The organism is Acidobacterium capsulatum ATCC 51196 (genome assembly GCF_000022565.1).
GTDB classification, from domain to species: Bacteria; Acidobacteriota; Terriglobia; order Terriglobales; family Acidobacteriaceae; genus Acidobacterium; species Acidobacterium capsulatum.
Genome location: NC_012483.1, coordinates 278,471 through 298,218, shown reverse-complemented (window position 1 = coordinate 298,218; position 19,748 = coordinate 278,471). Strand labels below are relative to the sequence as shown.

Sequence of the window (19,748 nt, the reverse complement as noted above, 5' to 3'; positions counted from 1 at the left end):
CAGGAATGGGACCGAAGGAAGGGAGAAAAGATTAGAGAACTCTCAGAAAGAGAGTGGCATTTGCGCAGCCAGCGGGGGCAGCATGAGGCCAAACAACGCAAGCTGCGGCGCAACCCCCAAAAGGGATTGCGCCGCCTGTCAGAAGCCTCAGATCAATCAGTGAATGATGTTGATGGTGTCCTGCGCGACCTGATCGAAGGTGGTCAGCGCCTTCGAGCTGGCCTCATAGGCGTTCTGCGCCACCACCAGGTTGGAGAATTCGGTTGATATGTTGACGTTGGAGCCTTCGAGCGCGGAATCCTGCACGGTTCCAAGGCCCGCCGAGCCAGCCAGGCCGATGCTGGCGCTGCCGGAGGCCAGCGTGGTCTGGTAGAGGTTGCCGCCATCGAGCTGCAGTCCCTGCTCGTTGGTGATGCTGGCCAGGGCAAGCTGGCCCACCGCCTGGGTCTGCCCGTTGCTGAACTGTGCCGAGACCGTGCCGTCGGCGCCAATGGTAAAGCCGGTGTACTGGCCGCTGGGATATCCGTCGGTCGTCGTTCCGGAATAGCCTGAGGTCGTGTCCACCTGCGAGATCGTCGAAGTGCCGTTGCTGCCGTAGAGATTCCAGTTGAGATTCATGTTGCTCGCGCCGTCGGTCAACCCGGTAAAGCTGATGCCGCTCACATTCGCCGCCGGCGAAATCAGGTTGCCATTGTTGTCAAACTGCAGCGTGCCCGTCAGCCCTGTGCCTCCGGTCGAAGCCCCGGCCGGAAGCGCCAGACTGTAACTCCAGGTGTTAGTGGCGGTCTTGGTGAAGTTGACCGTGACGTCCTGCGTCTGGCCCAGGGAGTCATACGTCGGCACGGTCGCCGAAAAGTTAGTGCCCACCGCCGCTGAAGAATTCAGATTGGCCGTTAAACCAAATTTCTGCGACGCCTGCGGCTGCTCCACCTGGCCCACCGGAATCTGAATCGGGCTGAGAGCGGAATTGGTATTCACCACGCCGTTCGCAGCCGGATAGCCCATCACCGCCTGGCCTCCCTGCGTGGTCAGATCGCCGCTGGAAGTAAGGGTAAAGTTCCCGTCGCGCGTGTAGGCCGGGGTGCCATCGCTGTTACGAACCACGAAGAACCCGCTGCCGTTGAGAGCCACGTCAGTGGCATTGCCAGTCTCAGAGACCGTGCCCTGGGTAAAGTTGGTGTTGGTCGCCGCCACCTGCACGCCAGCGCCCACCTCCAGCGGGTCTCCGCTGCCCGAGTTGCCGATCTGCTGATAAAACAGGTCGCCGAAGCTCGCCTGCTGGCTCTTGAACGCCGTGGTGTTCATGTTTGACAGGTTGTTGGCAATCGTGTCGAGCGAAGTCGAAGACGCCTCCAAACCGGTCAGTGGAATTGAAAAAGATGACATACTTCCTCCTGGTTCATGCCTGGCCGGGTCCGGCTTCAGCGGTTAGGGTCGAAACTACGGCTGCATGGCAAGCCCACCCCGGGCCGCCAGAGAAAACTTTCGTATCTGCGAGGCATTCGTATTGCCCGAATCGGACGCTCCGGCGGCATCGGCCGGGGGAGTCAATGCCTGGGCGACCCGCGCGGCGCTGGCCGCAATCTGTGCTTGCGCTGAGACCGCCCCGGACGGCACGCCGCGCCGCGCGGCCAGCCCTGCGCCCGCAGAAACCGCCGGAGTCCGAGCCGGTTGCGAGGCGGCCACTGGCGGGGTGGATGCGCCCGAGCCGGAACCTGAGCCCGAGCCGGAACTCTGCGTACTGCTCGACGGCGCAAGCTCCTGATTGATGGAGATCAGCTGCTGCAGGCTGTTCACCTGTACCAATTGATCGATGTACTGATTCGGGTCCGTGTTCGAAGTGGGGTCCTGATTCTTCATCTCCGCAACCAGCAGCGTCAGGAAATCGTTGGAGGTGATCCCCGAAGTTGCGGTGGAATTGCCGGAGCTCCCCGAGCCACTGGAGCCGCCGCTGCCCGAGGTGGCCTCGGCCGACGTTTTGCCCACAGAGGGCGGCAACGTTGCGGACGCCTGTCCCGGCGCTTCCTTTTTGGAGAGCAATCCTCCCAGCATTGGCAATTGCATATGAATCATTCCTTTCTGCCCTCAGGCGTGAAGATCGATCGAAGAAGCGCTGCTGATTGCTGCGCGCGGGGATGCCGCCGAGGCCGGTGCACTCCCGGCAGAGACTCGCGACTGCGGCCCGCGGAGAGGCATAGACGCAGGAGGCGCATAGCTTTGCTGCTGCGGCTGACCGCCACTGCCTCCGCTCTGCGGACCGCCGCCCTGGCCGTTGCCCGGCTGGCCGGAGAAACTCTGCGGGGCCACCGTCACGCGCGCCACGTCCACGCGCTGATCATGCAAATAACCGGACAGCGAAGCCAGATGTCCGCTCAACTGCGTATGCGCGGCCGTAGTCGCCGTCGCCAGGCTGGCGGCAAGCTGTCCATTGACGGATTGCACCTGCACCTGCAGACTGCCGAGCGAAGCATCGTGCACGGCAACCGTCATCTGCTGCGGACTCGCATGCAGCACCGCCGGGGCGCTCGCTTCATCGAGCCGCGCATAAGGATTGCTCACCGCCACCGGAGCCGGATTGCCGCCCCCGCCGGAGCCTTGCGGCGAGGTTGGCGTCGCCACCGCGCCGGGATGCAGCGCCGTCATCGGCGCGCCGGAGACAGCGAGCGAAGAGACGAGTCCGCCCGTTGCCACAACTTTATCGGCGGGCTTACCGCCATGCGCCGCCGCACCGGATAATCCCCCGCTACTACCCGTCAACATCAGCGCGGCAGACAGCGCCTTCGCTGGCCCCGCAACGGCACCCGCATCCGCAACGGCGCCAGCATCCGCAACGGCGCCAGCATTGCCAGCGCCTTCTGATTGCGGGAGCGCCGCTTCGGCCGGTTGCAGGCTGGGATCCGATGCCTGCACCATACCCGCCGGTACAGTTGTTTTATTTGCGGCTTTCCCTTCGACCGAAGAGGCATGCACTCCATTGGGCGGCACTGCCTTCGAGTCTGAAGCCTGACCTGAATCGCGGAGGAGAGACTGGCCAGTAGCGGCCGTAGCCGTCTGACTTTTCGGTGCCAGACTGCCGGCTGCGACGGGGGAGGCACTACCGTCTCTGGAGAACAGAGCAGGCGTGCGCATTCCCCCTGGCCCGTTTTGCCTGGCCGTCAAACCCGCCTGTGCGGCGGCGACGGCGGGAACCGCAACAGCCACGGCCGGGTTCAACATCGCGGGAGCAGAGCCCGCAGAATTCATTGCGGCTCCCGCCGCATGGCCTGTTCCCGAGGCTTGCGTACCCGACTTCTTCTTATCCCCTGCCGGAGCTGTGTTTTTGCCGGCGGCAGCCGCCTCTGAATTCTTTGCCTTCTCCGGAGCGGTTGCCTTGGCATCTGCCGCCGTGACAGTCTTCGTCTGCGATTCGCCTGCCTGTAGCGCCTGCAAGGACGCCTGGATCGCAGACGGCGTTTGCGAGGCAGGGATAGCCTGCCCCTGTGGATGACTCAGCGCCTCGGAGCCTGGGGCCGTGGTTCCCGTGGCGGCACCTGCCACATCTTTTGACGGCACGGACGGCGTCGTCTGGCTGGAATCTGCCGGTGTCCCGGATGACGGAGCCGCGGTCTTATCGGGCACGGCCGGCGAAGAGGACCCCGACACCCCGCGGGCGGTCGTCCCTGCCTGAGTGCCCGCCGTCATCGCCGACGTCATGACCGTTTCAAAACCAACAGGATTAGAACCACCAGCCGACTCCACGGAAGTGGATTGGCCACGAACACCCGTCCCTTCGGACGCCGAAGAAATTCCCGGAGATGGAAGTACGCTTGGCATTTCACGGCGGATATGTGCAGATAAAGGACCAAACTCGTGCCGGAATCAGAAGGGATTTCTTGGGGAATATTCAGGGCTGAGGCATTTTTGCTTGATCCCGTGCCTTTGCGGGATCGATGATCCCTCGGGCATCTCAGGAAACTCTCACACTTCGGTCGAAGCTGAAGTCCCAGGCAGACTGCCCGGCAGTGCATTTCTCCTGCTCTCCGTGCCTTGCCGCCGCATCCGTTCGATGCCGCGCCGCGTGCCAAACCAATCATCCAACTGGCGCTGCTCGCGCCGGTTCCTGTCGAGTGCGGTGGCCGCGGCCTTCTCTTCGAGCAGGGTCTCGAGCTGCATGCGCCTGCGGCGGTCCTCCATGTAGAGCACCTCGGCCTCGGAGGCCGCTTCCCCCGCGTGCAGCGCGCGATGATGCCAACGCGCGGCCTGCTCGCGGCTGGTCTCACTGTCGTCGCAGTGCAACCGCCAGAGGGTCCCCGTGTCCGGGCCATCTGCCAACACCTGCCGGGCCTCGGCCCGCGCCGCATGCGCCGCATCCTCGGCCGCGGCCATTCGGGATTCCATCTCCGCCTGCTCGGCGCGCCGGTTGGCCACCTCTCCCCGGCTGATCTCCTCCATCAGCCGGCGAATTCGGAGCAGCCGTTCGAGAGTTCCGGCATTGCCTGGTTTCATCGCCGCATGCCTTCGGACAGGCGGATCAGTCCTTCCCGCGCCTCAGCAAAACTCACCGCCTCGCCGGCATCCTGCATCAGAAAGGCGCGAACCGCTTCCCGTGTCCGCAGGGCATCATCCAGTTCCGGATCTGTACCCGCCTTGTACGCGCCAATCCGCACCAGATCTTCTGACCGCGCATAGGCCGCGAGCATCCGCCGCACCGTAGCTGCCGCGCCGCGATGCTCGCCCGAGGCCACAGACGGCATCAGACGGCTGATCGAGTCCAGCAATTCAATGGGCGGATACCATCCCTGCGAGGCCAGCGTGCGCGACAGCACGACATGGCCGTCCAGATACGATCGCACGGCATCGACCAGCGTATCCTGCTGGTCATCGCCTTCCATCAGGACGGTATAAAACGCAGTGATGCTGCCTTCGCGAAACTGTCCGGCACGTTCCACCAGTTGCGCCAGGCGGCTGAAGACCGACGGCGTATAACCCTTGGCCGTGGGCGGCTCCCCGGCGGCCAAGCCGACTTCGCGCGCGGCCATGGCAAAGCGCGTGAGCGAGTCAAGCACCAGCAACACGTGCTTGCCCTGATCCGCAAAATATTCCGCGACCGTCGTGGCGGCCAGGGCCGCGCGCATCCGCAGCAGCGGTGTCTGGTCCGATGTGGAGACCACCACGACAGACCGCTTCCGTCCCTCCGGGCCCAGGCTGTCTTCCAGAAACTCCCCCACCTCACGGCCACGCTCTCCCACCAGCCCGACCACGATGACATCCGCGTCGCTGTTGCGCGTCATCATGCCGATCAGCGTGCTCTTGCCCACGCCGGAGCCGCCAAAGATGCCCACGCGCTGCCCGCGGCCCACCGTGAGCATCGAATCGATCGCACGAATGCCCGTACCTAACGGCATGCGAATGGGCGTGCGGTCCAGCGGATGAGGGACTGCGCGCTCCAGCGGAAGCGCATCGGTGGCACGCAAGGAGCCCGCGCGATCAAGGGGCTGCCCGAGCGCATTGAGAACACGGCCAATCAGCCCTTCTCCCACATCGATCGAGGGTTGCACCCCAAGGGCCGCTACCGTATCCCCGTAACGAATGCCACTGCTTGACTCCACAGGCATCGTGATGAGGTTCGCTCCGCGAAACCCGATCGCCTCGGCCAGATGCACTTCGCCTTCGCTATCGACAATCTCGCAACACTCGCCCACGGAGCAGAGCGGGCCGGCCGACTCCACCGTTTGCCCCACAGCCTCGATGACCTTGCCCTCCCACCGCCAGGGGGAACGGGTGCGCAACCGGTTGGCATAGCTGCTCAATAGCTCCACGGGACGCTCTCCACTCTCTGCCTCAATGCTGGCCATGGGCGCGCGGCTGCACTCCAGGCGAAGGCTCGCGATGCGACAGAAGATCAAAGAAGCCCCGCTCAATCTCCTTGAGTTGCGCGCGCACGCCAAGATCGACCCGCCCCAGGCGTGTCTCGAGCACGGCATCGCCTTCCTGCATCTCGCTGTCGGCGACCAGTTCTGGATAGACCGGCAGATTCGGCATCAGCCGCAATGTCTCAGACCATAGGGCATGCGCGGAGACCGGCACCCGCAGCCGGACCGAAGTTGTCTCTCCGAGCTGACCGAGCGCAACGCGCACGGCGCCAGAGAGCAACAGTGGATCGAGTTGCGCCTCGCGCTGCAGAATGCGCGCCGCAATCGCCAGCGCAAGCTCCACGACCTCGCGCTCGACCCTCGCAAAATACCGGTCGCGCTCGCCCAGGAACTGATGCACAGCCTTCTCCCACTGGCCGGACATCTGACGAAGCGCAGCCTCGCGTTCTCCCTCGGCCGAAGCGCGTCCGGCGGCATAGGCCTCTTTGCGAATTGCCTCGGCCCGCGCCATCCATTCGGCCTCCCTGGCAGCCAACTGCTCACGCGCTTTCTCCGATTCGGAGTGAGCCTCCGGCTCGGCCTCAGCAAACTCGGCCGTCTCTGCCTCTTCTTCCTCCCCTAACGAGAAGTACCGCAGCGGCTCGACCCGGGCGCCTGACCGTGAGCCCTCGTGGCCAAATTCCATCTTCCGGGATGCCGTGGCTCCCGGCCCGTCGCCGAAAGGTGTATTGCTCTTCCTCATCTCTGCGCCCGCCTGTCCTCTTGCTGCAATTTCCCTCTGAGCCGCATGCGTGCAGCCCTACATCACCAGATCGTCTCCGGCCTCGACCTTCAGCACAATCTTCCCGTCGGCTTCGAGCTTGCGCGCAAGATTCAGAATTTCCTGCTGCACCGCAGCGACCTCGCGGCCACGCACCGGACCCATCACTTCCATGTCTTCCTTGAGCATCTCGACGGCCCGGGACGACATGGCTCGGAAGAAGTGCGCCCGCAAATCTTCGCGTGCTCCGCGCAACGCGACCGCCAGCTTCTTCTTGTCCACCGCCGACACAATCTCGCGCATGCTGGTCGCCGGAACCGTCACCAGATCCTCAAAGGTGAACATCAGGTTCCGCACGCCCAGCGCCATCTCCGGATCATCCTCTTCAATCTTCTCGAGAATCAGCTTGGACTGATCGGCCGGCACGCGATTCAGCAGATCGGCCACCGCCTTGAATCCCGAATACGACTTGCGGCTGGTTTCGCCCACATTCTCAGAACGGCGGTGCAGAATGAGTGCGATCTTCTGCGCCAGCTCCGGCGAAAAATCGCGCATCCCGGCCAGGCGGCGCACCGCGGCTACGCGATGCTCGGGGTCCAGATTCTCAAGCACGCTCGAAGCCCGGCGCGGATCCAGATGCGCCAGCACCAGCGCCACCGTCTGCGGATGCTCGCCTTCGAGAAACTTCCCCAGATGTTGCGGATCCACTCTCTCGAGCATCGCGAGATTGCCCTGGTTCGCCTCCTGCGCGCGCCGCACCAGCGCCATCAGATCCTCGGCGCGCTGCTTGCCGAAGGCGTCGATCAGCAGCTTCTGCGCATAGTCCACGCCCCCGTGCACCATGAACCGCTGCGTCTCCTGCATCTCGTGAAACTCTTCGACGACGGCGGCAGAAACCTCCGGCGTCACACCGCGCAGGTCGGCAATCTCCTCCGTCAGTCGCTGGACGTCGTTCTCCGGCAACTGCTGCATCAGCTTGCGAGCCAGTTCATCGCCCACGGCCACCAGAAAAATCGCGGCCTTGCGGACGCCCGGCACCTTCAGAGGAGCCGGTTTTGCCGGAGCAGTGGATGCGGGCTTTTCGTTGACGGCAAGCGCCTGCGGATTGGTCTCTTGGCTCATTCGCTGTGTATCCAGCTCTGGAGCAGTCGGGCCGACTGCGCCGGTTCCTTGTTGACTCGTTCTGCCACGCGCTCATAGATAGCCTGCGCCTGCAACTGCTGCCGGTCGGCCTGCGGAAGCTCCGCCAGCCCCTCGGCCGTGGTGTCTCCAATCACAGCCTTGACCGAGACACCGGCTGGCAACGCCTTGCCAGAGGATGAGGCCGCCTTGAGCATGGGGCGGAAGACCATCAGCACCACCAGCAGGATGCCCAGCAGCAGCGCCGCGGGACGCAGCAGCGGCGAGGCCATGCGCATCCAGGACTGCACACGCTCCTGAAGGCTCAGCGGCGTATCGCTGCCCGTGTCAAAGGGCATCTGTTCGACGGTCACGATGTCGCCGCGCGCCTGGTTATACCCGACGGCCGCCTGCACCAGTTGCGTCAGCCGCTGCATCTCGGCCGCCGAACGCGGCTGCCAGACCTTCTTCTTGCCCTGCATCACCCACGGCTCATTCAGCACGACAGCAACCGTCAGCCGGTTCAGCTTGCCCGGGCCCTGCGCGCGATGCTCAATCTTCTTGCTGACGCCATATGTGCTGCTCTCCTCCTGGCTGTTCTGCTGGCCGGTCGCCTGTGGAGGATACAGAGGCGGCTTGCCCGTCGCGTTGCTGTTGGGTGCATTGCTGGCCGCGCCCGGTACACCCGCCGCTACCGGCTGGCTGCCGGTGCTCTGCGTGCTGCGCTGCATCGAGAGCGTCGCTGTCTGGTTGGGGTTATAAATCTCGTCCGTCTCGCTGGTCGTCGCCGTGTCAAAGTCCATATGAACCGCGGCATGCACATTGCCGAGCCCGGCAACCGGCTGCAGCGTGCCGATCACCTGCTGCGTCAAAGCCTGCTCCTGCGCCAACTCCAGGGCATTCTGTCCATGCGCGCCAAACTGGTCTTCTCCATTGGCCGACACCAGCACCACATTGGCCGGAGTCAGTCCATCGACGGCCGCCGCCACGAGATTGCGAATCGCTTGCGCCTCTTCTTCTGACAGAGTCCTGTGCTTCAATCTCAGCACCACCGATGCCTTGGCAGCCCGCTGCTCTGAGGTGAAGAGCGAATCATGCGGCATCACCAGATTTACCCGCGAAGAGCGCACGTCTTCCAGCGTGTCGATGGTCTGCTCCAGCTCCCCCTCGAGCGCTCGCTGATAGTTGACCTGCTCATCAAAATCGGAGCCGACCCAGTTCGGCTTGTCGAAGAGCGCAAAGCCCATGCGGCCGCTGCTGGGGCCACCGCCAGCCGTCACCGTCAAACGCGCCTTGTCGAGATCCGGCGCGGGCACTTCGAGCGCTGTGCCGTCGGGTGAAACCTCGAAGGGAATACCGGCCGTGGTCAACTGCCCGGCCATCGTCCGGGCATCATCGGGATTCAGCCCCGCATACAACGTGCGCCAGTCGGTGCGGGTCCCATACCAGAACAATCCAGCCAGCAGCGCCACCCCCAGGGCAGCGAGCCCGCCCCAGCGCATCCGCTGCGCCGGCGTTAACTGCCGTACCCATGCCGTGAAGCCGGTAGCAGCGCCGCGCAATTGTCCCTCGAGGGACTTCGCCAATGGTTTCGTCTCCGCCATGCTTTCCGATCCTGCCCTGATCCCGCCCTGGTCCTGCCGTAGTCCTGCCGTAGTCCTGTCCGATCCAGATCTGTCCGTCCCATCCGCCGCAGCGCTGCGCCTGGAACCTTGCGTCTAGAACTGCAGGTTCATCACCTGCTGGTAGGCCGACACCGCCTTGCTATGCACCGCGAGCGCGAACTCAAAGGCCGTGTCGGCCTTCTGGGTGGCGATCATGGCCTGGGAGACATCGACGCCGGTGCCCATCAACAATCCCTGCGTGGCGGTCGAGGCCCGCTGTTCGAGCGCGTTCATGCTGGTGAGAGCGCCTTTCAGAAAGCCGGCAAACGGCGCCGGAGAGGCACCGCCTCCCACTCCCGAGAGGCTGCTGAGCATGTGTGAATCCTGGCCCGTTACGGCCTGAGCAATCGCGGCAATAGACTGCATGACTATTTCTCCTTCGCCAGATTCCATCCATCCGGCGATGCGAGGCTCCTGGCCCCGGCTGAGGACCGCGCCAAAGGGAGCTGCGCGGCCGGTTGATATCGTTTACCCCGGCCTTCCGTCCGGAATGTTTCGTGTCTGCGCTTCAGGCCTTCAAAATTTCCAGCGCCGAATTGATCATGTTCTTCGTCGCCTGCACGGCCGAGCTGTTCAGCCCATAGCTGCGCGTGGCGCTCATCAGATCCACCATTTCGGTGACGGGATTGATCTCCGGATAACTCACATATCCCTGCTTGTCCGCGTCCGGATGGCTCGGGTCATAGCGCTTCAGGATCGCGTTCTTGTCCGTCAGCACGGCCGAGACCCGCACCCCGCCCACCTGCGGCTCGGCCATGCCTCCGGCCATTGCCTGCAGGGAAACCGGCGCCTCGGCGCCGCCCGCAAACTGGTCGGCAAACTGATTGGCAAAGGCCCCCGGCTCCGGCGCCTGGGAGGAAAAGACGACCTCCTTGCGCAAATACGGCCCTCCGCTTGCGGTCCGCGTCGTGTTGGCATTGGCCATGTTGGCCGCCACCACCTCGGCACGAATGCGCTCAGCCTCGAGCGCCGAACCACTGACATCCAGTAATCCCAGCAGATTCATATGCATTTCCCCCTTGTCCAATGCTGCTTACCGCACCCGGTCTCGCGCTTGAGCACTCTGCGCCTGCGCCCTACTTATCCACGTGAATGGCATCCATCACGCGGGTGTACTCCTGCCGCAGCAGCTCCATGCCCATGTTGAACTGCAACTGCGCTTTGGCCATGTTCATGCCCTCGCGATCGACGGACACATCGTTGCCATCCGGGCGCTCCAGCAATCCTCCTACGCGATGCAGTGCCACCGCATCGCTTGCCGGCAGCAATGGTTCCGCATACGAAGCCGCATCCATGGCGGCAAAAGCTCCCTGGCTTCCATCGCCGTTCAACCCGTGCGTGGCCGCAATCGTCCGCTCCCGATCGATACGGCGTTCCTCCAGGCTCTCGACCGACTGCTGCATGGCCGCGGCGAAGTTGAAGCCCACCGTACGGTAACCCGGCGTATCTACGTTCGCCATATTTTGCGCTGTTACTTTCAGCTCCAGCGCCGATAAGTCCAGATAGTGGGCCAGTTCATCGGCCAATGGAGTCGTAATCTGCATCGCCTCTCCTCCCTATGGTCCTCAAGTCTTCTCCCTTAACCGGCACGCCCTCACAGATGCATGCGCGCACCCGCAATCGCTGGCGGCCGATTGGAAAACTCTCAGAATGTTTCGCCGAACTCAATCTCCGCCGCGCCGATCTCAGGGCTCTCGGCGGCCAGAATCGCGGCCCGCTCCAGCACGTGCTGCAACTCGCGCACATTGCCCGGCCAGGCATGCTGCCGCAGCCGCTCCATGGCTTCGGCGCTGAGCCGCCGCACCGGAGCCTGCTCGGCCATGCGCGCCAGCAGCCGCTCCACCAGCAGCGGCAGGTCTTCGGGGCGCTCCCCCAAGCCGGGCGTGCGAATCAGAAAGACCGCAAGCCGGTAGTAGAGGTCAGCGCGAAAGCTCCCGGCCTTGACCATCTCCGCCAGCGAACGATGCGTCGCCGCGACAATGCGAACGTCCACCCGGATCGGATCGTTGTCGCCGATACGCTGCACCTCGCCGGTCTCCAGAAAGCGCAGCAGCTTGGCCTGCAGCGCCAGCGGCATTTCGCCGATCTCATCCAGAAAGAGTGTGCCTCCATCGGCGGCCTCAATGCGGCCGATGCGGCCCTGCACCGCACCGGTGAATGCGCCCCGCGTGTGGCCGAAGAGCTCGGCCTCGAGCAGCGTGTCCGGAATGGCCGCGCAATTGAGCGCCACCAGACGGCGATTGGCCCGCGGACTCAGACGGTGAATGGCCCGCGCCACCAGCTCTTTGCCCGAACCCGTCGGACCCTGCACCAGAACCGTCGCCGCCCGGGGCGCCACCAGGCGGATACGCCGGCTGACCTCCAGCATCGCAGGCGCCTCGCCGATCAACTCGGGCAACCGCACAGTGCCGGGACCCGGCTCCGCTCCGGGCCGCGTAGCCTCCACCACCGCCGTGCCTCGTACAAAGATCTCCTCGCGCACTACCGTCCGGTCATGCACCGGCGTCATCTCCGGCATGCCGTTCCAGCTCGCGCCATCCCCCTGGGGCTCGTGGTCCGCGTCCTGCCCGCGCCGCAGCGCCAGCAGGACTTCGTTGCGGCGGGGGCTGCGCGCCTGCGTTCTCTCCGGGCCCCTCTCCGGCCCCGGATCATCGACCGCAATCAAATCAGTCTGCGGATGACGCTTTTCGCATTCGGCGAGAAACTCCTGGATCTCCAGATCCGGCAGCCAGGTGTCTACAATCATGGCTTCGCAGGGACGAGCTTCCAGATAAGCCAGCGCCTCCGCGCCGCCCTGCGCCTCCTGCACCTCCCAGCGCAAGCCGGTCAGCGCCTCGCGCACTCGCGTCCGAAACGAGAGATCGGCGCTGGCCAACACCGCTGTCCGTGGCTGCGGTGTTCGAGGCATCTGCTGAACATCCTGACCGGAACGCCCGCCGTTCCATGCCGCCAGCATTCCTGCATGGCCGTTCCCCGTACCCATTGCCGCGCTGCCTGCTGCCATCTCTGCTCTCCTTACCTTCGGTTCCACTCTTGCCTGTCAGTGATTTCCACCGGACGAGGGCTCTCCCGGCCCGCCCCCGGTGCAGGAAACTGCTTATGCATGGGTCCAGAACGTCTCGCGCCGCGCCACCGGCATGCCCACGGCATAGCCCAACCCGCGCACCGTCTGGATCAGTGGCGCCGGTCCTTCGTCACCCAGCTTGCGCCGCAGATAATTCACATAGACATCCACGATGTTGGTGCCATTCTCCGCGCTCTCGTGCCAGACCTCCTCAAGCAGCCGCGCCCGCGAAACAGGCCGGCCCCGATGCAGCATCAGGCATTCGAGCAGCGCATATTCGGTGCGGGTCAACGCAACCTCGCGTCCTCCCCGCTGTACCGTGTGCTCCACGCGGTTGACTTCGAGATCTTCATGGCGCAGCACCAGGTGCGCTGTCCCTCCGCGCCTGCGCAAGAGCGCCCGGCAGCGCGCCTTCAACTCGGCCAGCGAAAAAGGCTTCAGCAGGCAATCGTCCGCGCCCAGGTCCAGACAGCGCACTCGCGAGGCCACCTCGCTGCGCCCGGTCAGCACCAGCACCGGAACCTCCGCGTGCCGTGCCCGCAAGGCCGCCAGCACCTCGGTTCCATCCCGCCGGGGCAGGTTCAGATCGAGCACCACCAGGTCGGGCAGCATTGCTTCGAGCAGCTCCAGCGCCGCCTCGCCATCGGCCGCCGACGTCACCGTATATCCTTCCTCGGCCAGACCGCGCTCCAGAAACCGCGTCAGCGCTCCGTCGTCATCCACCAGCAGTACTTGCAAGTCCGCTCTCCTGTCTTCGTCCGACAGGCTTACGTTCGCTCACTCTTCTCCTGCACTCAAGCAATTCCCGCGCAGAATCTAACCTCGTGCCCCAGTTTGAAACTGCACCTGCAGGCGCTTCCCAAAATGGAAATGCCGCCGCTGCTCTCCCGCAGTGGCTTTTCAGGTACAACTCAAAGCCTTCAGAAAAGATTTCGCTTCCTGTTCGGTTTTTGTTCGCTATACTGCTGCCATGGCTGTGACCAAGCGTCAAAAAGAGGTTCTCGACTTCATCACCGGCTTTGTGCAGCGCAATGGCTATTCGCCCTCGTTTGAGGAGATTGCCCGCGGACTCAACCTGAAGTCACTCGCCACCGTCCACAAGCACATCACCAACCTGCAGAACAAAGGGCTGCTGGCGCGGGCGCACAATCGCAGCCGCTCGCTCGATGTGCTGCCGCCCCGCAGCCGCGGCCGCTCCGTGGACCGCCTGCCGCTCATGGGCCGCATTGCCGCCGGCCGTCCGGTGGAAGCCGCCGAGAATGCAGAAAGCATCTCGCTCGGAGACATCATCGGGAATCGCGAGGTCTTCGCTCTGCAGGTACACGGCGAATCCATGCGCGATGAGCACATCGTGGATGGCGACTATGTGCTGGTGGAAAGAACCAATACCGCCCGGCAGGGAGAGATCATCGTCGCGCTGGTGCGAGGCGCGGAAACGACGCTGAAGCGGTTTTATCTCGAAGGCTCGATGGTGCGCCTGCAGCCCTCCAACGCCGAGATGAACCCCATCATTGTGCCGGCGGCGCAGGTCGCCATTCAGGGCCGCGTTCTCGGCATGCTGCGCAAATACTAAGCTCGATTTCAGACGCAAGTAAGGCCCGGAAGCATATGCTCTCCGGGCCTTATTTGAACTCGTTCACTTGTTCCGGCTTATGCCAGCACTTTGGTGAGGCTGCGATCGATCACGTCCTTGGGCACGTAACCCACAATCTGATCGGCGACCTTGCCGCCCTTGAAGATCAGCAGCGCGGGAATGCCGCGAATGCCATAGCGCATCGGGGTGGACGCGTTGCGGTCCACATCCATCTTCGCGACCTTCAGCTTGCCCGCGTACTGCGCGGCCACTTCATCGACGGTCGGCGCCAGTGCCTTGCAGGGACCGCACCATCCGGCCCAGAAATCTACCAGAACGGGCTGTTCGGACTGCAGCACCTCCTGCTCGAAGGTTGCGTCGTTGACTTCAATCACTCCAGCTCCCGCCATGTCTCTCCTTCTTCCTGTCACGCAGGGGGAAAATCATTTTCTCCCTGCAGTCTAAATCAATAGATGATTCCTATCGCAAAAGGTCGCAACCCGGAAGCCGGGGCCACTCCGGTCAGAACCTGGCCGGAAAATACAAAGCGCCCGGACTCCACGAAGTGAAGTCACGGGCGCTAGAGCAGCCCTCCCCCAGAACTGCCCACGAACCAAACATAGTGAGCTTGGGCGTGCGAGTAAAGAAATCATTGGTCATGAAACGTTTGATTACCAGAGTGGTATCTCGTAACTCGACGCCTCGCATCCATCTGAATCCAATCCTGTTATCGCAATCTCGGTGGATTCCCCGGCACGCTGGCGCACCATGCCGCACACCTCGTCGGCGAATTTTTTTTGGCACATCAGCAGCACAGACGGTCCCGCGCCGCTCAGCGCCACGCCCATCACCAAAGGATGCTCCGCCAGCGGCAGCAGCAGGGGCAGCAGCGGACACACTCTGGCCCGGTAAGGCTGATGCAGCCAGTCGCGCATGCCCGCGCGCACCAGCGCCTCATCCCCTTGAGCAAACCCCGCCGTCAGCAGCGCCACACACTGCAGATTGCGCACCGCGTCGGCCCGCGTGTACTCGAGCGGAAGCACTCCACGGGAGGCGCTCGTCGCCAGCGGTTCCGGCGGAATGGCCATCACCGCGCACCATTCTTCAGAGGGTGCGATGCGCGAGGCCACAAACTTCTCCGCAGTCTCGCCACTTACCGTGAAGCCGCCCAGCACGCAGGAGGCTGCGTTGTCGGGATGCCCTTCGAGCCTTGCGGCCTCTTCGAAGATGCGCGTCCGGCTCCAGCCCATCGTTCCAAAGTGAGCCGCCAGCGCCACGCCGGCCACGCGCGCCGCAGCCGAAGAGCCGCAGCCCATGCCCAGCGGAATGCCGTTCTTCATCCGCATCTGCAACGGCAACGGTGTGCGGCCTTCCCGCTCCATGAGCGTGCGATAAGTGGCCAGAATCAGGTTGCCATCGACCTCGCCGCACAAGTCCGCATTGCGGCCGGTGGCTTCAATGCCATCCCGCTCCGCAGTTTCCGCTTCGATCTCCAGATACATCGCCAGCGCCAGCGCCAGCGTGTCAAAACCCGGCCCAAGATTGGCCGATGTCGCAGGAACGCGTAGCCGCAGCGGGCCTGCGCTTGCGGTCGCACTCATGCCGTCCCTCCGTCGCGCGCATGCAGCAGCCGCAGCACCGCGTCCACATTGGCCTCGCAGGCCACAGCATCCCGGCGCGAGTCTCGAATGGCCTGCGCCAGCGCAGCCTGCTCTGGCCCGGCTACTTCGTCAGCGCGCAGCAGTTCGCCGCGATGATAAGCAATCGTGTAATCGGCATCCTTGAGCGTGTGCCCGGTCAGCAGCAGCACGACGCGTTCGCCCCGCTGCACCTTGCCCGCGATGAGCATCTTTTCAAGGCCCGCCAGCGTCACCGCGGAAGCCGGCTCGCAGCCGATGCCTTCCGCGCCCAGCCGCGCCTTGGCCAGAGCAATTTCGGCTTCCGAAACCTGCTCCACCGTACCGCCCGTGGCCCGCAGCACAGCTACCGCCTTTTTCCATGAGGCGGGGTTTCCTATCCGGATCGCCGTGGCGCGCGTTTGCGCCTCCACCGGCTCCAGCTTTTCTCCAGAGAACTCATGCATGGTGCGCACCAGCGGATTCGCGCCCTCGGCCTGAATCACGGACAGCTTCGGCAGCACGGGCAGCAGCCCCAGCGCATGCATCTCTGCAAAGCCCTTGCCCAGCGCCGAGATATTCGCCAGGTTGCCGCCCGGCACAATCACATGCTCCGGCGCCTGCCAGTCCAGAGCCTCCACGATTTCCATCGCCGGCGTCTTCTGCCCTTCCACGCGGTAAGGATTGACCGAATTCAGCAGATACACCGGAGCGCGCCGCACCACCTCACGCAGCACCGCGACACATCCGTCAAAATCGGTTTTCAGTTGGAGCGTCAGCGCGCCGTAATCCATCGACTGCGCCAACTTGCTCCATGCGATCTTGCCATCGGGCACCAGCACCAGGCTGCGCATGCCCGCGCGCGCCGCGTAAGCCGCCATCGCCGCCGAAGTGTTGCCGGTGGAGGCGCAGGCCACCCAGCGAAAGCCGCGCGCCTTGGCCACGCTCAGAGCCGCCGTCATGCCCGTGTCTTTGAACGACGCGGTTGGATTCATGCCCTGATGCTTGGCATAGAGTTCCGGCAGCGCAAGCCGTTCGGCATTCTGCGTCAGATGGTAGAGAGGCGTATTGCCCTCGCGCAGCGTGACAATCTCGTGCTCCTGAACAATCGGCAGCAGCTCGCGAAAGCGCCAGACGCCGCTCTGGTCGGCGGCGGCGAGTGAGCTGCGCCGTTCCTTCCACAGCCAGCGCAGTGCGCCGGGATTCGGCGGCGCTGCTCCAGCCCAGCCCGGATACTCCACGGCGAACAGCTCTCCGCAGGCAGCGCAACGAAAGTCGCCCGCAATCTCTTCCGGCGGCGTTACCTGCCCGCATCCTGTGCAACGCAGTTGGTGGGCTGCACGCATCCATTCGGCTTCTGTTGTAAGCTCTCGGGTCATCTCATCCATTCGGTTGTATGGGTTGAATCTTCAGGCTAACATCTGTACGCTTTTATTCCCCAAGGCAAAACCGCTCTAAACATCGAAGGAATAGCGTATAAATTCGTATAGCTATGGCCGCCGTTCTCTCACCACGCGAAGCCGCCCTGCGTTTGGGAATCTCCTATCCCACGATGAAGCAGTGGATCTACCGGGGCAAGATCAAAGCCGTGAAAACGCCCGGTGGCCACTACCGCATTCCAGAATCGGAGCTCGACTCTCTGCTGCACAAGGCCAAGCGCCCCGAAACCCCAAAGCGCGAGATGATGCGCACCCTGAGCGGACGCAATCAGCTCGTGGGCCGCATTGTCGAACTCAAAATCGATGGCCTGCTCGCGCAGGTCAAGCTCTCCATCGGCGGCCAGATCATCAACTCCATCATCACTGCCGATGCCGCGCGCGAAATGCAGCTCAAGGTGGGAGAAACCGTTGCCGCGCTCATCAAATCCACTGAGGTCATGGTGCTGCGTGTCTGAGAAATGGCGTCGCGTTCTGCTGAGCATTCTTTTTTGCGCAACCCTGCTCTCGCTGCAGGGCCTGGCGCAAGCGCAACCGCCGCGCACGCTGCGCCTGGCCGCGGCTGCGGACCTGGAACCGGTGCTGCCGCCGCTTCTCGAACAGTTTCAGAAACAGACCGGCATCGAGGTCGAGACCTCCTACAAATCCTCCGCCGTGCTCGCCACGCAGATTCTCAACGGCGCGCCCTTTGATCTATTTCTCGCCGCGGATATGGCTTTTCCGCAACGCGTCATTGACGGTGGCCGCGGGCTCACGGCTCATCCCACGCCCTACGCGCGGGGCACACTCGTGCTCTGGACGCGCAACGACTCAGGACTGGCAAAGCTTTCGCTGGCCACTCTCAGATCCTCTGCTGTTCGCACCATCGCCATCGCAAATCCGCTGCATGCGCCCTACGGACGAGCGGCACAGGAGACGCTCGTCCATACCGGCCTGCTGGCTGCGGTGAAAGGCAAACTGGTCGTCGCGGAAAATATCGCGCAGGCCGCGCAATACGCAGCCTCAGGCAATGCGCAGGCCGGCTTCGTCTCGCTCACCTCAGCTTTGACGCCGCGCCTGCGAGCCGCCGGCCACTTTGTGCGCGTCCCGCAACAGGACTACGCGCCTCTCATTCAGGGCGCGGTCGCCATCCAGGGGGCAGCCCACGCCCGGGCCGCGCAGCAGTTTCTGCACTTCCTCGCCGAACCCTCCACGCGCGCCCAACTGGCCCGCGCCGGGCTGGACCCGCCGCAAGCATGACCGCTGCTTCCTCCACTCCGTGGCTCGATCTGCCCGCGCTCTGGGTCACCCTGCGTCTGGCCGCGGTCACCACAGCCATTCTGCTCGTGCTCGGCACAGCCATCGCATTCTGGATCGTCTCGACGTCTTCGCGTCTCCGCGCATTAGTGGAAGCGCTGTGCGCCTTGCCGCTGCTGCTGCCGCCCACGGTGCTCGGCTTTTATCTGCTCGTGCTGCTTGGCCCACGCACAGCTTTCGGGCGGATGCTTGCCCATCTGGCCGGGCATCCGCTGGCATTTACCTTTTCGGGGCTCGTGATCGGCTCGGTTCTCTACAGCCTGCCCTTCGCCGTGCAGCCTTTGGTGGCCGGCTTTCAGGCCGTCGACCCCGCGCTCACCGAGCAGGCCACGCTGCTGGGCGTCGGCCGCCTGCGCATTCTGCGCGAATTGCTGCTGCCGCTCTCGCGACGTTCTGTACTCACGGCGGTGACACTTGTCTTCGCGCATACCGTTGGCGAATTTGGCGTGGTGCTCATGATCGGCGGCGACATTCCCGGCGCGACGCGCACGCTCTCCATTGCCATCTACGATCAGGTGCAGGACTTCGCCTACACGCAAGCCAACCACACCTCGCTCGTGCTGCTGGCGATGGCCACGCTGGCGCTGCTCGCCGTCTACTGGCGCGGTTCGCGGCCGAGGCCCTCCTATGCCTGAGCCTCTGCTCACGGCCCGCCTGAGCCGCCGCTTCCCTCATTTCCGGTTGCAGGTGGCTCTCGAACTCACCGCGCCGTTGACGGTTCTCTTCGGACCCTCCGCCGCGGGCAAGAGTACGCTGCTGCGCCTCATCGCCGGGCTCGACCATGAGGGCGAGGGACGCATCACGCTCGAAGGACGCACGCTTCTCGACACGCAGCAACGCCTCCATGTCTCGGCAGGACAACGCGGCATCGGCTATCTGCCGCAGCGGGCCGCACTCTTTCCGCATCGCACGGTGGCACAGAATATCGCCTTTGGCATCCGGCATCTCAACCGCGCCGAACGCGAGCAGCGCATCGACGAAATGCTGGCGCTCGTCGATGCCCAGGCCCTGCGCGACCGCAAGCCGCCGCAGCTTTCCGGCGGAGAGAAACAGCGCATCGCCATCGCCCGCGCGCTCGCCCCGCGCCCGCGCCTGCTGCTGCTCGATGAACCGCTGGCCGCGCTCGACGCCGCCGCCAAGCTACCCATCGTGGCCTGCCTGCAGCGCAGCGGCATCCCGCTGCTCTATGTGTCGCATGATCTCGCGGAAATCTGGAACCTGCCCGCGCAAGCGCTCCTGCTCGACGCCGGACAAATCACAGCTCGAGGCCCCTTGCGCGAAGTGCTAGCTCCTCATCGCGCACAGTTGCTCACGCAGTTGCAGTCGTGAGTGAAGCGCAAACGAAAAGCCCCGCGAGAGTCCGCGGGG

21 protein-coding genes are annotated in these 19,748 nt (G+C 64.1%); 5 read left to right on the top strand and 16 right to left on the bottom strand.

Annotated features, from left to right (window positions below; translation table 11 throughout):
- Window positions 1-156 precede the first annotated feature (156 nt).
- The 13 genes from ACP_RS01205 to ACP_RS01145 form a co-directional block, all read right to left on the bottom strand.
- Complete coding sequence (locus ACP_RS01205) at window positions 157-1,386, bottom strand: flagellar hook protein FlgE (RefSeq protein WP_012680646.1); 1,230 nt, start codon at window positions 1,384-1,386, stop codon at window positions 157-159.
- Between the two features lie 54 nt (window positions 1,387-1,440).
- Window positions 1,441-2,073 carry a flagellar hook assembly protein FlgD gene (locus ACP_RS17570; protein WP_012680645.1) on the bottom strand — a complete coding sequence of 211 codons (633 nt, stop codon included), beginning with the start codon at window positions 2,071-2,073 and terminating at the stop codon, window positions 1,441-1,443.
- 12 nt (window positions 2,074-2,085) lie between these two features.
- Window positions 2,086-2,985 (bottom strand): flagellar hook-length control protein FliK, encoded by a 900-nt coding sequence (locus ACP_RS18210; RefSeq protein ID WP_169305886.1) that lies wholly within the window; start codon window positions 2,983-2,985, stop codon window positions 2,086-2,088.
- Window positions 2,986-3,957: 972 nt separating this feature from the next.
- Window positions 3,958-4,485, bottom strand: a complete 528-nt coding sequence (locus ACP_RS01190; RefSeq protein WP_041839160.1) for a flagellar export protein FliJ — start codon at window positions 4,483-4,485, stop codon at window positions 3,958-3,960.
- Window positions 4,482-5,834 carry a FliI/YscN family ATPase gene (locus ACP_RS01185; RefSeq protein WP_012680642.1) on the bottom strand — a complete coding sequence of 451 codons (1,353 nt, stop codon included), beginning with the start codon at window positions 5,832-5,834 and terminating at the stop codon, window positions 4,482-4,484. Before ACP_RS01185 ends, ACP_RS01190 begins: the two co-directional genes overlap by 4 nt.
- The gene (locus tag ACP_RS01180; protein ID WP_083770470.1) at window positions 5,821-6,594 is read right to left on the bottom strand and encodes a FliH/SctL family protein; all 774 of its coding nucleotides are present in this window, start codon (window positions 6,592-6,594) and stop codon (window positions 5,821-5,823) included. The genes ACP_RS01185 and ACP_RS01180 overlap by 14 nt, the downstream gene beginning before the upstream one ends.
- Before the next feature lie 57 nt (window positions 6,595-6,651).
- Window positions 6,652-7,734, bottom strand: a complete 1,083-nt coding sequence (fliG, locus tag ACP_RS01175; RefSeq protein WP_012680640.1) for a flagellar motor switch protein FliG — start codon at window positions 7,732-7,734, stop codon at window positions 6,652-6,654.
- Window positions 7,731-9,335, bottom strand: coding sequence for a flagellar basal-body MS-ring/collar protein FliF (gene fliF / locus ACP_RS01170; protein ID WP_012680639.1), 1,605 nt, complete (start codon window positions 9,333-9,335; stop codon window positions 7,731-7,733). Before fliF ends, fliG begins: the two co-directional genes overlap by 4 nt.
- Before the next feature lie 114 nt (window positions 9,336-9,449).
- Window positions 9,450-9,761, bottom strand: coding sequence for a flagellar hook-basal body complex protein FliE (fliE, locus tag ACP_RS01165; protein WP_012680638.1), 312 nt, complete (start codon window positions 9,759-9,761; stop codon window positions 9,450-9,452).
- A gap of 142 nt (window positions 9,762-9,903) precedes the next feature.
- On the bottom strand, window positions 9,904-10,401 hold the full coding sequence (flgC, locus tag ACP_RS01160) for a flagellar basal body rod protein FlgC (protein ID WP_012680637.1): 498 nt from the start codon (window positions 10,399-10,401) through the stop codon (window positions 9,904-9,906).
- 70 nt (window positions 10,402-10,471) lie between these two features.
- Window positions 10,472-10,939 (bottom strand): flagellar basal body rod protein FlgB, encoded by a 468-nt coding sequence (locus tag ACP_RS01155; RefSeq protein ID WP_012680636.1) that lies wholly within the window; start codon window positions 10,937-10,939, stop codon window positions 10,472-10,474.
- 101 nt (window positions 10,940-11,040) lie between these two features.
- The gene (locus ACP_RS01150) at window positions 11,041-12,399 is read right to left on the bottom strand and encodes a sigma-54 dependent transcriptional regulator (protein ID WP_238525616.1); all 1,359 of its coding nucleotides are present in this window, start codon (window positions 12,397-12,399) and stop codon (window positions 11,041-11,043) included.
- Window positions 12,400-12,492: 93 nt separating this feature from the next.
- On the bottom strand, window positions 12,493-13,197 hold the full coding sequence (locus ACP_RS01145) for a response regulator transcription factor (RefSeq protein ID WP_012680634.1): 705 nt from the start codon (window positions 13,195-13,197) through the stop codon (window positions 12,493-12,495).
- 232 nt (window positions 13,198-13,429) lie between these two features.
- On the opposite strand from ACP_RS01145, the gene lexA reads away from it, so the two are divergent.
- A complete protein-coding gene (gene lexA / locus ACP_RS01140; protein WP_041839776.1) occupies window positions 13,430-14,032 on the top strand; it encodes a transcriptional repressor LexA in 603 nt (200 codons plus the stop codon).
- A gap of 77 nt (window positions 14,033-14,109) precedes the next feature.
- Here lexA and trxA read toward each other — a convergent pair whose 3' ends face one another.
- From trxA to thrC, 3 genes are all read right to left on the bottom strand, one after another.
- Window positions 14,110-14,442, bottom strand: a complete 333-nt coding sequence (gene trxA, locus ACP_RS01135; protein ID WP_012680632.1) for a thioredoxin — start codon at window positions 14,440-14,442, stop codon at window positions 14,110-14,112.
- A 261-nt stretch (window positions 14,443-14,703) separates the two neighbouring features.
- Window positions 14,704-15,633 (bottom strand): homoserine kinase, encoded by a 930-nt coding sequence (thrB, locus tag ACP_RS01130; RefSeq protein WP_012680631.1) that lies wholly within the window; start codon window positions 15,631-15,633, stop codon window positions 14,704-14,706.
- Entirely contained in the window at window positions 15,630-16,994 is a 1,365-nt protein-coding gene (gene thrC / locus ACP_RS01125; RefSeq protein WP_012680630.1) for a threonine synthase, read from the bottom strand. The genes thrB and thrC overlap by 4 nt, the downstream gene beginning before the upstream one ends.
- A 146-nt stretch (window positions 16,995-17,140) precedes the next feature.
- On the opposite strand from thrC, the gene ACP_RS01120 reads away from it, so the two are divergent.
- Genes ACP_RS01120 through ACP_RS01105 form a run of 4 tightly spaced genes read left to right on the top strand, consistent with a single transcriptional unit; the run spans window position 17,141 to window position 19,709 of the window.
- Window positions 17,141-17,542, top strand: coding sequence for a helix-turn-helix transcriptional regulator (locus ACP_RS01120; protein WP_012680629.1), 402 nt, complete (start codon window positions 17,141-17,143; stop codon window positions 17,540-17,542).
- Window positions 17,535-18,323 carry a molybdate ABC transporter substrate-binding protein gene (gene modA / locus ACP_RS01115; protein WP_012680628.1) on the top strand — a complete coding sequence of 263 codons (789 nt, stop codon included), beginning with the start codon at window positions 17,535-17,537 and terminating at the stop codon, window positions 18,321-18,323. The genes ACP_RS01120 and modA overlap by 8 nt, the downstream gene beginning before the upstream one ends.
- A complete protein-coding gene (gene modB, locus ACP_RS01110; protein ID WP_012680627.1) occupies window positions 18,320-19,015 on the top strand; it encodes a molybdate ABC transporter permease subunit in 696 nt (231 codons plus the stop codon). The genes modA and modB overlap by 4 nt, the downstream gene beginning before the upstream one ends.
- Complete coding sequence (locus tag ACP_RS01105; RefSeq protein ID WP_012680626.1) at window positions 19,008-19,709, top strand: ATP-binding cassette domain-containing protein; 702 nt, start codon at window positions 19,008-19,010, stop codon at window positions 19,707-19,709. Before modB ends, ACP_RS01105 begins: the two co-directional genes overlap by 8 nt.
- The last annotated feature ends 39 nt before the right edge of the window (window positions 19,710-19,748 follow it).

Bases quoted from the DNA above. Each gene is read 5' to 3' on its own strand.
- modB (WP_012680627.1), top strand. From the start codon at position 18,320: ATGACCGCTGCTTCCTCCACTCCGTGGCTCGATCTGCCCGCGCTCTGG.
- ACP_RS01190 (WP_041839160.1), bottom strand. From the start codon at position 4,485: ATGAAACCAGGCAATGCCGGAACTCTCGAACGGCTGCTCCGAATTCGC.
- ACP_RS01155 (WP_012680636.1), bottom strand. From the start codon at position 10,939: ATGCAGATTACGACTCCATTGGCCGATGAACTGGCCCACTATCTGGAC.
- thrC (WP_012680630.1), bottom strand. From the start codon at position 16,994: ATGCGTGCAGCCCACCAACTGCGTTGCACAGGATGCGGGCAGGTAACG.
- ACP_RS01150 (WP_238525616.1), bottom strand. From the start codon at position 12,399: ATGGCAGCAGGCAGCGCGGCAATGGGTACGGGGAACGGCCATGCAGGA.
- ACP_RS01185 (WP_012680642.1), bottom strand. From the start codon at position 5,834: ATGGCCAGCATTGAGGCAGAGAGTGGAGAGCGTCCCGTGGAGCTATTG.
- fliE (WP_012680638.1), bottom strand. From the start codon at position 9,761: ATGCAGTCTATTGCCGCGATTGCTCAGGCCGTAACGGGCCAGGATTCA.
- fliF (WP_012680639.1), bottom strand. From the start codon at position 9,335: ATGGCGGAGACGAAACCATTGGCGAAGTCCCTCGAGGGACAATTGCGC.
- flgC (WP_012680637.1), bottom strand. From the start codon at position 10,401: ATGAATCTGCTGGGATTACTGGATGTCAGTGGTTCGGCGCTCGAGGCT.
- ACP_RS01205 (WP_012680646.1), bottom strand. From the start codon at position 1,386: ATGTCATCTTTTTCAATTCCACTGACCGGTTTGGAGGCGTCTTCGACT.
- ACP_RS01180 (WP_083770470.1), bottom strand. From the start codon at position 6,594: ATGAGGAAGAGCAATACACCTTTCGGCGACGGGCCGGGAGCCACGGCA.
- trxA (WP_012680632.1), bottom strand. From the start codon at position 14,442: ATGGCGGGAGCTGGAGTGATTGAAGTCAACGACGCAACCTTCGAGCAG.
- ACP_RS01120 (WP_012680629.1), top strand. From the start codon at position 17,141: ATGGCCGCCGTTCTCTCACCACGCGAAGCCGCCCTGCGTTTGGGAATC.
- lexA (WP_041839776.1), top strand. From the start codon at position 13,430: ATGGCTGTGACCAAGCGTCAAAAAGAGGTTCTCGACTTCATCACCGGC.
- fliG (WP_012680640.1), bottom strand. From the start codon at position 7,734: ATGAGCCAAGAGACCAATCCGCAGGCGCTTGCCGTCAACGAAAAGCCC.
- thrB (WP_012680631.1), bottom strand. From the start codon at position 15,633: ATGAGTGCGACCGCAAGCGCAGGCCCGCTGCGGCTACGCGTTCCTGCG.
- ACP_RS01105 (WP_012680626.1), top strand. From the start codon at position 19,008: ATGCCTGAGCCTCTGCTCACGGCCCGCCTGAGCCGCCGCTTCCCTCAT.
- ACP_RS17570 (WP_012680645.1), bottom strand. From the start codon at position 2,073: ATGATTCATATGCAATTGCCAATGCTGGGAGGATTGCTCTCCAAAAAG.